We start from the raw sequence: 11,971 nt of genomic DNA on the forward strand, positions 1-11,971 counted from the left end.
TGGAAGGAAAACTCCCCTACTGCTCGCGCGGAGTTCTGCGCATGGACTCCGGGTCCACGCCAAGAACCTCGCCGATACGCTCCGGTGAGATTGCGCCCTCACGCATGATCACGGGGTGGCCAGATGAAATGTCCACGATGGTAGAGGCTTGGCCAATCGTGGCCTCTCCCCCGTCCAGGTATACGGGTACGGCGTTGCCGAACTGCTGGCGCGCTTCATGAATCTTCACAGCTGGCGGGTGGCCGGAGATGTTTGCAGAGGACACTGCCATCGGACCAACTTCCTGCAGAAGCTCCAGCGCAAGCGGCTGGTTCGGCATACGCAGCAGCACAGTGCCGCGCGTATCCCCCAGATTCCACGGCAGGCTTGGCGCCTCCGGAACGATAATGGAAAGCCCTCCCGGCCAAAACGCCTCAACCAGCGTCTTCGCCGTGTCAGAGAACTCGCGCACCAGTCCCTGGATGGTGGTCCAAGATCCTACAAGTACCGGCACCGGCATATCCGGGCCGCGCTTTTTGGTAGCCAGCAGCTTTGCCACGGCAGCGTTGTTAAACGCGTCCGCACCGATGCCGTAGACCGTATCTGTGGGCAAGACGACAACGTCACCGCCGCGCAGCGCCTCAGCTGCTGCAGCGATCCCTTGCGTGCGGCCGTCCGGAGTTAAACAATCGTAGGTTGTGGCGGGCATAGGGGTAGCTTACTCGCTACAACAAACCGCGCCCGACCGGTGAGGTCTGCAATGGCACGCACGTCCCCAAACGCCCCGTGCGCACGCACTACGTCCTGCACAGCCTCAGAGGTGGTGTCGTCGTGCTCAATGCCTAGGTGCCCACCGGGTTTCAACAGTCGTGCAGCCACCGGCACCAGCCCGCGGATGGCGTCCATACCGTCCGCACCAGAAAACACTGCCTCGTGCGGGTCGTGGTAGACCTCCGGATCTAGATCTGGAGTCTCAGGCACATACGGCGGGTTCGCCACGATCACATCCACTGCCCCATCCAGCTGCCTCAACAGCGTGGGGTCTGTCATGTCGCCCTGCACAAACTCCACTCCGGGAGCGTTGCGCTTGGCATATTCCAGGGCAGTTTCTTGCTTTTCTACACCCACAACCCTCGCACCACGCACCGCCTCCGAGAGGTACAACGCGATGGCGCCGGAACCGGTGCCAAGATCGATGGCGGTTGGGGGCTTCGACGTGGCGTCGGCAAGCAACCTAGCTCCCCATTCGGCGATGACCTCCGTCTCCGGTCGCGGGATGAATACTCCCGGACCAACAGCCAAAGTGTGGGGTCCAAACGGCGCTTGACCGGTGATGTGCTGCAACGGTTCACGCGCCGCACGACGGGCAATGAGCTGAGAAAACTCTTCGACAAAGCCCTCATACGGATCACTAAACATCACCGAAAGCGGCGCGACCTCAAGCAGGTGCGCCGCAAGCAGGCGGGCATCATTGTCAGGTGTATCAATGCCAGCCTGTGCAAGCGTGTGCGCCGCCTCTACAAGAAGCGAGCGCAGGGTTTTACTCTGCCTCAAGGCGCTCCTGGCGCTCATGCGTCTGCAACGCGGTGATCAGGTCATCCATGTTGCCGTCCAGCACCGAGTCGAGGTTGTTGGCCTTGTAGTTAATGCGGTGATCCGAAATGCGGTTCTCCGGCCAATTGTAGGTGCGGATGCGCTCAGAACGGTCCATGGTGCGCACCTGGGAAGCACGCCCCTCAGCCTCAGCAGCCTCGGCCTTCTCGCGCTCCAACTGATCCAAGCGCGCCTGCAGCACCTGCATGGCACGAGCGCGGTTCTGAATCTGGGAACGCTCATTCTGACACGTCACCACAATGCCCGTAGGCAGGTGGGTGATACGCACCGCGGAGTCCGTGGTGTTCACGCCCTGGCCGCCCTTGCCGGAGGAACGGTACACATCGACGCGAAGATCCTTCTCATCAATGTTGACGCTCTCAATCTCATCGGCTTCCGGGAACACGTAAACACCCGCCGCCGAAGTCTGAATGCGACCCTGCGACTCAGTCACAGGAATGCGCTGCACACGGTGTACGCCGCCCTCAAACTTCAGCTTGGACCACGCGCCATCACGCGATGGAGTCTTGGACTTAACGGCAACGGTCATGTCCTTAACGCCACCGAGGTCAGACTCAGCAACGTCAAGCACTTCCCAGGTCAGGCCGTGCTTCTCGCAGTACTTCTGGTACATGCGTGCCAGATCGCCCGCGAACAGCGCAGCCTCCTCGCCGCCGGCGCCGGCTTTGAGCTCCATGATCACGTCATCGCCATCGTTCTCATCGCGCGGGGCGAGCAGATCAGCCAGCTCCTCTTCCAGGCGCACAATTTCGCCTTCGAGGCGGGTTGCTTCCTCAGCAAACTCCTTGTCCTCACTGGCCATCTCAGAGGCAACTTCGTAGTCTTCGCGAGCCTGCGTCAGCTCATCGTTGACCTTGATAATCGGCTGCAGCTCCGCATAGCGCTTGGACAGTTTGCGGAACTGGTCCTGGTCTGCGGCCACATCCGGGTCACCCATCTGGGCTTGGATGCCTTCATATTCGGCCACATAGTCGTCTACAAGCGAGACGTTCGAGTGTGAAGCCATTAGACGTAATCCTCTTCCGCCTGGTCAGCTGCCATCGGCGCGGACTTTGCCACACCCATGAGGAACTCACCGTTGGTCTTGGTCTTTTTCAGCTGCTTGATCAGCATGTCAATGGACTGCTGTGGATCAAGCGCAGACAGGATGCGACGCAGCTTATGCATGACGCGCGCTTCCTCCGGGCTCATCAGTAGTTCATCCTTGCGGGTGCCGGACGGGTTGACGTCCACGGCCGGGAACACGCGGCGTTCTGCGATCTTGCGATCCAGCTTCAGCTCCGCGTTGCCGGTGCCCTTGAATTCCTCGAAAATCACGGTGTCTCCAGCAGAGCCGGTCTCCACCATGGCGGTTGCGATGATGGTGAGCGAACCGCCCTCTTCGATGTTGCGGGCAGCCCCCAGGAAACGCTTCGGCGGGTAGAGCGCATTCGAATCCACACCACCGGAAAGGATGCGACCGGATGCCGGGGAAGAGTTGTTGTATGCACGGCCCAGGCGAGTAATGGAGTCCAGCAGGACCACCACGTCCTGGCCCATCTCCACGAGGCGCTTCGCGCGCTCAATGGCCAGCTCAGCAACAGCGGTGTGTTCTGACGGCGGGCGGTCAAAGGTAGAAGCGATGACTTCACCCTTGACGGAGCGCTGCATGTCCGTAACTTCTTCCGGACGCTCATCTACCAGCACAACCATGAGGTAGCACTCCGGGTTGTTGGTGGCAATGGCGTTGGCAATGTTTTGCAGAATCGTCGTCTTACCAGCCTTCGGTGGGGAGACGATCAGCGCACGCTGCCCCTTACCAATCGGCATGACCAGGTCAATGACACGAGTGGTCAGGATGTTCGGCTCCGTCTCCAGGCGCAGGCGCTTGTTGGGGTACAGCGGCGTGAGCTTGTGGAATTCCTTGCGGCCGCGTGCCTCCTCCGGCGTCATGCCGTTGACGGAATCTACGCGCACCAGCTGGTTGTAGCGCTGGCGGTTGCGGCCGTTGCCGTGGGAGTGGCCTTGGCCGTTGGCGCGGACCTGGCCAATAACGGCGTCACCGGAGCGCAGGCCGTTTTGGCGTACCAGCCTGTTGTTGACAAACACGTCCGCGTTGTTTTGGCGGTAGCCGGTTGTGCGAATGAACGCGGTGTTGTTATCCACCACGTCTACGATGCCGGCGACTTCCTGCAGCTCTTCAGGTTCGAGGTTCTGGTTATCGCCCTGGTTGTTGTCGCGGTTGTTGCCACCATGGTCACGGCCGTCACGGCCGTCGCGGTTGTTGCGGTTGCGGTTGCGACGACCACGGCGCCCGCGGCGCCCGCCGCCCTCACCGTCTTCGCGGTGGTTGTCGCGCTCCCCGCGGTTGTTTTCACGGTCGCGGTCACGGTCACGGTCACGGTCGTTGCGGCTGGAACGCTCCTCCGATTCCCCGCCGCCCTTGTGCGAGTTGCTGGAGTCTGCGTGCTCCTGCTGGCCCTGCTGATCCCCCTGCTCGTGCTGGTTGCGCGAACGGTTGCGACGTGCCCGGCGCGCTGCGGAGCGCGACTGCTGCTCGTCGTCGGAGTGATCCTTGTTTCCGTCCTTATTTCCGTTGTTGTTTCCGCTGTCGCTGCGAGTCGCGTCAGCCTCGCCGGCGTCACTCGGGGTATCTGCCTTCGATGCTTGCCCCTTGGCGGCGCTGGCTGCGTTGGTCTGTGCTGCTGCCTTTGCCGGGAGTTTGCCGGTTGCGATTGCTTGGATCAGGTCCCCCTTGCGGAGGCCGGATACCCCCTTAAGCCCCCGCTCAGCTGCCAGCTTGCGCAGCTCTGGAAGTTTCATAGATGCCAGGTCCACGTTGGCCTGGTTTGCAGCCGTATTACCTTCTGCGGTCACGGATGTCCTTTCGTAGCTCAGCTGGGATGCCCTGGTGCGGAAAGTTATGTGTTGTTCGTGTTCCGCGGCGGTGCCAGCAGCTTTCGTCTATTTGTATGTCGCGCTTCCTCATTCACCTTGTGGGGTATCTACCGCAAGGGCACATGTTTTGAGCGCAAAGTTGCAGCAAAATCACCATGTTGAGGTGTGAGGGGTGGATCTGACCTCGCGGCAAGTGTTTCGCGAGTGGCGGGCCATGTCCGCAGCCCAACTGCGGTGATCCAAGGCGAAAGTATAGCGCATCGTTGGTAAATCCATATTCAGGCCCTGTGCGTGCGTCACGCTAGAGTTGGCGGCATGCTTTCTACGATGCAGGAGGTGCCGTTCTCCGTCGCCCGTATTTTGGAGTACGGGAGTTCGGTGCATGGGTCCACCAAGTGTACGACGTGGCGTGTGAATCAGCCGGAGGAGACTACGTTTTCTGCGATTGCGGCGCGCGCTGGTGCGTTTGCGAATGCGTTGCATGATGAGTTGGGCATTGATGGTGATCAGCGTGTTGCCACTTTGATGTACAACTGTGCGGAGCATCTTGAGGTGATGTTCGCTGTCGCGTCGAAAGGCGCTGTGTTCACGCCGTTGAATGTGCAGCTGATGGAAGATCAGATTGCCTACATTGTCAATCACTCTGAAGCGCAGGTGATCGTGGCGGACCCGCGCCTAGCGGCCAAGCTTGGTCGGCTGCTTGAAATGTGCCCTTCGGTGCAAACTGTGGCGTTTATTGGCACTTCTCCTGTTGCTCCGCTGGCTGATCTTTTGCCGCAGGGGGTTGATGTTCGGAGCTATGAGATGCTTTTGGACGGCAGGTCGACCCTCTTTCCTTGGCCTGCTCTGCCGGAAAATACCGCTGCTGCTTTGGTGTATTCGACCGCAACGACGGGTGCGCCGAAAGGCGTGGCGTATTCGCATCGCTCGTTGTGGCTTGAGGCGATGAGTCTGCGTGCCACTGACTCGTTGGCGGTGACGTATGGTGAGTCGTTTTTGTGCTGCATTCCGATTTATCACGTGTTGTCCTGGGGTGTTCCACTTGCGGCGTTTTTGGCCGGCACACCGTTGGTGTTGCCGGATTCAGACGTTTCGGCCCCGACGTTGGCGGCCCTGATTGCATCGGCACACCCGCGTGTGGCGCATGGTGTGCCTACGTTGTGGATTCAGCTGATGGTGCATTACTTGAACAATCCGCCGGAGCGTATGAGCCTGCAGGAGATCTACGTTGGCGGTTCGCCTGCCCCGCCGGGGTTGATCAAGGTGTGGGAGGAACGCTATGGCGTTGACATCGTGCATGTGTGGGGCATGACGGAGACGTCCACTGTGGGTACGGTGGCGCGCCCGCCTTCGGGCGCTGCTGGTGAGGCCCGTTGGGCGTATCGCGTCTCCCAGGGCAGGTTCGCTCCGTGGTTGGAGTACCGAGTGGTCAATGACGGCAGGGTGATGGCCTCCAACGACTTGACTCAGGGTGAGATCCAGGTGCGCGGCAATCTTGTGGCGGCAAGTTACTACCACTCGCCTACGCAAGAGGACGGCAAGATGGCCTCTGAGTTCCGTGGCGAGACGGTCACGGATGAGCGGGAGCACTTTACTGCGGACGGCTGGTTGCGCACCGGTGACGTTGGCACGGTGACCTATGACGGGTTTATGACGTTGTACGACCGCGCGCGTGACGTGATTCGCTCGGGCGGTGAGTGGATCTACTCCGCCCAGGTGGAAAACCTGATCATGGAATCTGAGGAGGTCATCGAGTGCGCGGTGATTGGGATCCCGGATAAAAAGTGGGGCGAACGCCCCCTGGCCGTTACCGTGGTCCACCCGCACATCGAACCTAACGCAGAGACCGCGGCAAGGCTTCGCGCCGGGCTGGCTGATGTGTTGCCAAAGTGGATGGCGCCCGAGTACTGGACGTTTGTGGACAACATTGACAAGACCTCGGTGGGCAAGTTTGACAAGAAGGATCTGCGCAAGCACCTAGCACGCGAGGAATTCGGCATCATCGCACTGCCCGGCCCGGGCAGCCGCTCGCACGGTAATCCGTCATCGGCCGAGGTGGAGGCTGCGCACCCAACTAGCGATTAAGGTTTTTACCCTGTCTTCTCGTAGGTATTCGCCACGCTATATTGGGGACACTATGCCCACTACACGCACGTTGGATGATCAATACGGCCGCACCGCCCGCGACCTGCGCGTCAGCCTCACCGACCGCTGTAATCTGCGCTGCACCTATTGCATGCCCGCAGACGGCCTCGAGTGGATGCCCACCGAGCAGGCGTTGACTGATGAGGAAACCATCCGCCTCATTCGCCTCGCGGTGGAAACACTTGGCATCCACCAGGTGCGCTTTACCGGCGGCGAGCCGCTGCTGCGCAAGTCGCTCGAAGACATCGTTGCGGCGACAAAGAAGCTGCGTATCGACGGCAGCGGCGCCGCCCCGACGACCGCGCTGACTACGAATGCGCTCGGGCTGGCCAAGCGCGCCGACGCGCTCGCCGAGGCAGGTTTAGACCGTATCAACGTCTCCCTGGACACCACCAGTCCTGAACTTTTTGCGCGCTTGACCCGCAGGGATCGCATCCAGGACGTTTTCGCAGGCATCGACGCTGCCCTTGCCGCGGGGCTCACCCCGGTCAAGGTCAACGCCGTGGTTATGCCGGGCGTGAACGAGGACGGCATCCTCGACCTGGTCGACTTCGCCCTGGATAAGGGCCTGCAGCTGCGCTTTATTGAGCAGATGCCGCTCGGCCCGCGCGAGAAGTGGGAGCGCGGCGACATGGTCACCGCCCACGAGATCCTCTCCCGCATAGAGGAGCGCTTCACCCTCACCCCGGCGGAGAAGCCGCGCGGTTCTGCTCCCGCGGCGCTGTGGAACATTGCCGACGCCACCCGCGAGGGCACGCTCGGCGTGATCGCCTCGGTCACCCATCCCTTCTGCGGTGCCTGCGACCGAACCCGGCTCACCGCCGACGGTGCGATCCGCGCCTGCCTCTTTTCCAAGAGAGTCGACGAAGTGTCCTTGCGCGACCTGATGCGCGCCGGGGCGAGCGATAAGGAGCTCGCCGATGCCTGGGCACAGGCGATGTGGCTGAAGAAACCGGGCCATGGGATTAATGACGTCGGCTTTTTGCAGCCGGAGCGCACCATGAGCGAAATCGGTGGTTAGACCATGAGCGATCGCCCCAGCATTGCTGAGCACCTCGAGCGAGTGCTCGCGCTTGCCGCACCGCGGACCATCCGCGAGGTCCCGCTCGACCAGTCAGCCGGTCACGTGCTCGCGGCGCCGGTGAAAAGTCGGCTCGCGGTGCCCCCTTTTGCGAACTCCGCCGTCGACGGGTTTGCCGTCCACGCAGCTAGCCTGCACGGCGAGAGACCGTGGACGCTCCCGGTCGCAGGCGACGTGCCGGCGGGCTCGCCCGCAATCGACTGCCCGGCGGGACACGCGATTCGTGTGATGACGGGTGCGCCGATTTCCCCGGCGGATGCTGGCTCCGACGTGGTCGTCATCCCCGTTGAACACACCAATATCCCCCGCGGGCCGCACCCGCTGCCCGACCAGGTCGCCATCACGGATGCGGAGCCAGGCCGCAGCCATATCCGCGCCGCCGGAGAGAACGCCAAGCCCGGGGACACAATCGCGCAGGCCGGGATCCGCGTCGATGCTGGCACGCTGGCCGCGTGCGTTTCCACCGGCGTCCGCACCGTGGACGTGTACGCGCACCCCACCGTCGCCGTGGTCTCCACCGGTAGCGAGCTGGTGGCCTGGCCCGGCGAGTTGCGCGGGGCACAGATCCCGGATTCGAATTTGCCGATGCTGGCGGAGCTCGCAGCGTCGGCAAGCGGGCAGCGCGCGCACGTTGTGCGCTACCATGTCGACGACGATTGCAGCGCCGAGGCTACTTTGCGACGTGCCGCAGCCGAGGCGGACGTGGTGATTACCTCGGGTGGAGTCAGCGCCGGTGCCTTCGACATCGTGCGCGAGGTAACCTCCGCCGATGACGGCATGTGGTTCGGCAAGGTCGCGCAGCGCCCAGGCACCCCGCAGGGCGCGGGCATGTTTGCCGGTACCCCGTTTGTGTGCCTGCCGGGCAACCCGGTCGCGGCCTACGTTTCCTTCCTGCTCTACGGTGCCCCGCTTCTCGCCGCCCAGGCTGGCGTGTCCCGTGGTCTGCGTTTTGAAGAGCGCCCGCATATCCTCGCCGAGCGCGCCGCGGGTTTTGTCAGCACGGCAAAGTCGGAGATGACCCACGCCGTGCCGGTGCGGCTGCGCCAAGACGGCACCCGCACAGTGGCGGAGTCCTTCGCCCCGGCGACCGCGTCGAGTTTCGTGGCATCGTTGTCGGGGATAGATGGGCTAGCCCTCGTGGATGCGCCCGAAGGCCTGGTCAAGGTTTATATCTAAGGAGCAACAATGCAATTTACCCACCTGGATTCATCCGGCGCGGCCTACATGGTCGACGTGACTGAGAAGCAGCCGACGGTGCGCACCGCCACGGCCCAGTGCGAGGTCGCTTGCTCACCTGAAGTGCTCGAGGCGCTTGCTAACGGCACCGTTCCCAAGGGCGACGTGCTCGCCGTCGCGCGTGTGGCTGGCATCGCCGCTGCGAAGCGCGTGCCTGATCTGCTGCCGCTGGCTCACACGATCGGCGTGCACGGCTGCAAGGTCGACCTGACCTTAAAGCCGGACCACGTGTTCATCGAGGCCACGGTTCGCACCGCTGACCGCACTGGCGTGGAGATGGAAGCGCTCACTGCGGTAAACGTGGCGGCGCTGTCGGTAGTGGACATGGTCAAAGGCGTGGATCGCTCCGCCTACATCCGTCGCTGCGGGATTACCGCAAAGTCCGGCGGCCGCTCCGGCGACTGGTCGCGCGAGCTGCCGGGGACGTAATTTCCATGCGACCCGCGCACTCGCTCGGCGTAGTTATTTTGGCCGGGGGCCGCTCGACCCGCATGAGAGCGGAGAAAGCCCAGGTCAAGGTGGACGGGCGTCGCCTGATCGACCGTGTGCTCGCCTCGCTCCCTGCCCACGAGGCGGCAGTGGTGGTCTCTCCTTTTCCACTCGACTTGCCAGTCAGCCAGGTCACCGAGGACCCGCCTTTCGGCGGCCCGGTCGCCGGCATCAACGCCGGGGTTCAGGCCCTTGACACCGACCTGATCGGCATCCTTGCCGTCGACGCACCCGATTCCGGAGCGCTTCTCCCCAGCCTCTGCGAGGCGCTGCTGCGCGAGGCGAGCGCGCACGCCGCCGTCATCCACGCCGCCGACGGTTTCCTCCAGCCGTTGTGCGCCGTCTGGCACCGCGCCGCGCTTCTCAACGCGCTCGCGCGCACCGGCACGCGTGATATCGCTGCAAAGCGGCTTCTCCAACCGCCAACGCGCGTCGTGCAGGTGCTTGGCGACGGCACCGAGCAGGACTACGACACTCCCGAAGCGCTCCGCGCACTCGGCGAAGTAGAGCTTTAGCTCACCCACTCGGTCAGGCTTGGCCACAGCCGCAAAATGACCGTGAGCGTGTCGTGGATGCCACCGCGCGAGCTGGGGGCGTTGACGATCAGGCTGCCGCCGGGTTCGCGGGAGGTCAGCCCCACGACCCCGCGGCACAGGCCCGCGCGTTCGGAGTGTGCGAGGCCCTCGATCAGGATGTTGGTCTCTACCCCGTGGAGGCGGGTGGAGATGCGCTCCAGACTTACCTCCGGGGTGAGATTCCTGGGGCCGAGCCCGGTCCCACCACAAGTAAGCACCAACGATGTCCCGGCCGCCAGCGCCTCGTCGAGTGCGCCAGCTACCCCGGTCTCGCCCTCGGGTACGACATGGCAGCCGGTGATCTCGAACCCGGCAGCGTGGAGAAGCCTGCGCGCGGCTGGGGTTGAGCTGTCGTTGCGCTCGCCGGAGTGGATTCTGTCGGAGACAACGATGATGCGGGCGGTGGGGGCCGTCATGGGGTCGTACTTTCTTCTCACTTGCTGCGGTTGCATGAGGTGCAGAGACTGCGAAAAAGACATATTTACGCAATAGAAATGTTGCGTAAATATGGTGGTACTTTTCGTGTTTAAAGTTGAGAATACCAGGTCAGGACGGGTAAGCTCTGGTGTGATCTAAAGATCAGCGCTCCGGGGAGTGCATTCCGCACAACAGCACTTACCGCACGCCCAAGTTCACAAATTCCGCCCAAGGATTACTCATGACAACCTTGAACACCTCAGCCCGCGTCTTACATGGTTGGGACCCAGAAGACCCCGAGAAATGGGATGCCGGCATTGCCTGGCGGACCCTATGGATCTCCACCATTGCCCTGTTCTTCGGCTTTATCACGTGGTATCTCGTCGCCGCCATCGCACCTCGTCTCAATGAGGCGGGCTTTGACCTTTCCGCGAACCAGCTCTACTGGCTTACCGCCGTCCCCGGCCTGGCCGCCGGCCTCTTCCGCCTGATCTGGATGTTCCTCCCGCCGGTGATGGGCACCCGCAAGCTCATTAGCTTTTCCACCGCGCTCTTCCTCATCCCGCTGTTCGGCTGGTTTTTCGCCGTGCAAAGCGCCACGCCCTACTGGGTGCTGCTGCTTTTGGCGTTCATGACCGGTATTGGCGGTGGTGTCTTCTCCGGCTTCATGCCGTCGACAGGCTACTTCTTCCCCAAGTCCAAGTCGGGCACCGCGCTGGGCCTGCAGGCAGGTCTGTCCAACCTGGGTATGTCGGTAGTTCTGCTGTCCGCGCCCATGCTGATTAGCACCACACTGTTCGGCATGAAGTCACTTAGCGCGATCCACAGCACCGAGACCGGCGAGCTGATGAATATTTACAACGTCGCGCTGTTTTTCATCCCCTGGGTAATCGTGATGGCCATCCTGGCCTGGGTGATGCTCAAGGACGTGCCGGTCAAGGCCAACTTCCGCCAGCAGATCGACATCTTTGGCAACAAGAACACCTGGATCCTCACCATCATCTACGTAATGACTTTCGGCGCGCTCGCGGGCTTCGGCGCCCAGCTCGCGCTTTTGATGAAGAACAACTTCGGGGAAAGCGCATCCAGCCTGATGGGTTGGGCCTTCCTCTACGCCATGATCGGCGCGGTCGTGCGTGCCCTGTGGGGCCCGCTTTGCGATAAGTACGGCGGCGCACTGTGGACCTTCATCGGCGGCGTGGGTATGACCGTCTCTACCGGTGTCGCGGCAATCTTCCTCGCCCGCGGTGGCGACGCCGCACTTTCCTTCTACATCACCATGCTGATCATGTCCTTCTTCGCGGGCCTGGGCAACGCTGGCACGTTCAAACAGATGCCGATGATCCTGCCGAAGCGCCAAGCCGGCGGCGTGATTGGCTTCACCGGTGCCGTCGCGGCCTTTGGCCCCTTCATCGTCGGCGTGCTGCTAACGCTTATGGCGCCCACGACCTTCTTCTGGGGCTGCGTGGTCTACTTCGCCATCGCGACGATCCTCGCCTGGGTCTACTACGCCCGCCCCAACGCCCCGTTCCCCGGCTAACCCGCCTCATTTGAAAAG

11 protein-coding genes are annotated in these 11,971 nt (G+C 62.4%); 6 read left to right on the forward strand and 5 right to left on the reverse strand.

Annotated features, from left to right (window positions below; genetic code table 11):
• Positions 1-16: 16 nt before the first annotated feature.
• From HMPREF3101_RS07100 to rho, 4 genes are read right to left on the reverse strand one after another with little or no spacing between them, the layout of a single operon-like run.
• The gene (locus HMPREF3101_RS07100; protein WP_070463913.1) at positions 17-688 is read right to left on the reverse strand and encodes an L-threonylcarbamoyladenylate synthase; all 672 of its coding nucleotides are present in this window, start codon (positions 686-688) and stop codon (positions 17-19) included.
• A complete protein-coding gene (gene prmC, locus HMPREF3101_RS07105; protein ID WP_246816688.1) occupies positions 661-1,533 on the reverse strand; it encodes a peptide chain release factor N(5)-glutamine methyltransferase in 873 nt (290 codons plus the stop codon). Before prmC ends, HMPREF3101_RS07100 begins: the two co-directional genes overlap by 28 nt.
• Positions 1,520-2,599: a peptide chain release factor 1 gene (gene prfA, locus HMPREF3101_RS07110; RefSeq protein ID WP_070463917.1), complete on the reverse strand. Its 1,080-nt coding sequence runs from the start codon at positions 2,597-2,599 to the stop codon at positions 1,520-1,522. Before prfA ends, prmC begins: the two co-directional genes overlap by 14 nt.
• Positions 2,599-4,395 (reverse strand): transcription termination factor Rho, encoded by a 1,797-nt coding sequence (rho, locus tag HMPREF3101_RS07115; RefSeq protein ID WP_070463968.1) that lies wholly within the window; start codon positions 4,393-4,395, stop codon positions 2,599-2,601. Before rho ends, prfA begins: the two co-directional genes overlap by 1 nt.
• Before the next feature lie 390 nt (positions 4,396-4,785).
• On the opposite strand from rho, the gene HMPREF3101_RS07120 reads away from it, so the two are divergent.
• Genes HMPREF3101_RS07120 through HMPREF3101_RS07140 form a run of 5 tightly spaced genes read left to right on the forward strand, consistent with a single transcriptional unit; the run spans position 4,786 to position 9,936 of the window.
• Positions 4,786-6,555 carry a long-chain fatty-acid--CoA ligase gene (locus tag HMPREF3101_RS07120; protein ID WP_070463919.1) on the forward strand — a complete coding sequence of 590 codons (1,770 nt, stop codon included), beginning with the start codon at positions 4,786-4,788 and terminating at the stop codon, positions 6,553-6,555.
• A 52-nt stretch (positions 6,556-6,607) separates the two neighbouring features.
• Complete coding sequence (gene moaA, locus HMPREF3101_RS07125; RefSeq protein WP_083280136.1) at positions 6,608-7,636, forward strand: GTP 3',8-cyclase MoaA; 1,029 nt, start codon at positions 6,608-6,610, stop codon at positions 7,634-7,636.
• Positions 7,637-7,639: 3 nt separating this feature from the next.
• Positions 7,640-8,872: a molybdopterin molybdotransferase MoeA gene (locus HMPREF3101_RS07130; RefSeq protein WP_070463923.1), complete on the forward strand. Its 1,233-nt coding sequence runs from the start codon at positions 7,640-7,642 to the stop codon at positions 8,870-8,872.
• A gap of 9 nt (positions 8,873-8,881) precedes the next feature.
• Positions 8,882-9,361: a cyclic pyranopterin monophosphate synthase MoaC gene (gene moaC, locus HMPREF3101_RS07135; RefSeq protein WP_070463925.1), complete on the forward strand. Its 480-nt coding sequence runs from the start codon at positions 8,882-8,884 to the stop codon at positions 9,359-9,361.
• A gap of 5 nt (positions 9,362-9,366) precedes the next feature.
• Positions 9,367-9,936 carry a molybdenum cofactor guanylyltransferase gene (locus tag HMPREF3101_RS07140; RefSeq protein ID WP_070463927.1) on the forward strand — a complete coding sequence of 190 codons (570 nt, stop codon included), beginning with the start codon at positions 9,367-9,369 and terminating at the stop codon, positions 9,934-9,936.
• Here the strand turns inward: HMPREF3101_RS07140 and HMPREF3101_RS07145 are convergent.
• Positions 9,933-10,475, reverse strand: a complete 543-nt coding sequence (locus HMPREF3101_RS07145; RefSeq protein ID WP_246816690.1) for a molybdopterin-binding protein — start codon at positions 10,473-10,475, stop codon at positions 9,933-9,935. The two genes, HMPREF3101_RS07140 and HMPREF3101_RS07145, sit on opposite strands and share 4 nt — an antisense overlap.
• A 179-nt stretch (positions 10,476-10,654) precedes the next feature.
• Between HMPREF3101_RS07145 and HMPREF3101_RS07150 the strand changes: the two genes are divergently transcribed.
• Positions 10,655-11,953 (forward strand): MFS transporter, encoded by a 1,299-nt coding sequence (locus tag HMPREF3101_RS07150; protein WP_070463932.1) that lies wholly within the window; start codon positions 10,655-10,657, stop codon positions 11,951-11,953.
• The last annotated feature ends 18 nt before the right edge of the window (positions 11,954-11,971 follow it).

The organism is Corynebacterium sp. HMSC29G08 (assembly GCF_001806875.1).
Lineage (GTDB): Bacteria > Actinomycetota > Actinomycetes > Mycobacteriales > Mycobacteriaceae > Corynebacterium.

Coding starts and splice junctions, on each gene's coding strand:
- moaA (WP_083280136.1), top strand. CDS start 6,608: ATGCCCACTACACGCACGTTGGATGATCAATACGGCCGCACCGCCCGC.
- HMPREF3101_RS07130 (WP_070463923.1), top strand. CDS start 7,640: ATGAGCGATCGCCCCAGCATTGCTGAGCACCTCGAGCGAGTGCTCGCG.
- HMPREF3101_RS07145 (WP_246816690.1), bottom strand. CDS start 10,475: ATGTCTTTTTCGCAGTCTCTGCACCTCATGCAACCGCAGCAAGTGAGA.
- HMPREF3101_RS07120 (WP_070463919.1), top strand. CDS start 4,786: ATGCTTTCTACGATGCAGGAGGTGCCGTTCTCCGTCGCCCGTATTTTG.
- prfA (WP_070463917.1), bottom strand. CDS start 2,599: ATGGCTTCACACTCGAACGTCTCGCTTGTAGACGACTATGTGGCCGAA.
- rho (WP_070463968.1), bottom strand. CDS start 4,395: ATGAAACTTCCAGAGCTGCGCAAGCTGGCAGCTGAGCGGGGGCTTAAG.
- moaC (WP_070463925.1), top strand. CDS start 8,882: ATGCAATTTACCCACCTGGATTCATCCGGCGCGGCCTACATGGTCGAC.
- HMPREF3101_RS07150 (WP_070463932.1), top strand. CDS start 10,655: ATGACAACCTTGAACACCTCAGCCCGCGTCTTACATGGTTGGGACCCA.
- HMPREF3101_RS07100 (WP_070463913.1), bottom strand. CDS start 688: ATGCCCGCCACAACCTACGATTGTTTAACTCCGGACGGCCGCACGCAA.
- HMPREF3101_RS07140 (WP_070463927.1), top strand. CDS start 9,367: ATGCGACCCGCGCACTCGCTCGGCGTAGTTATTTTGGCCGGGGGCCGC.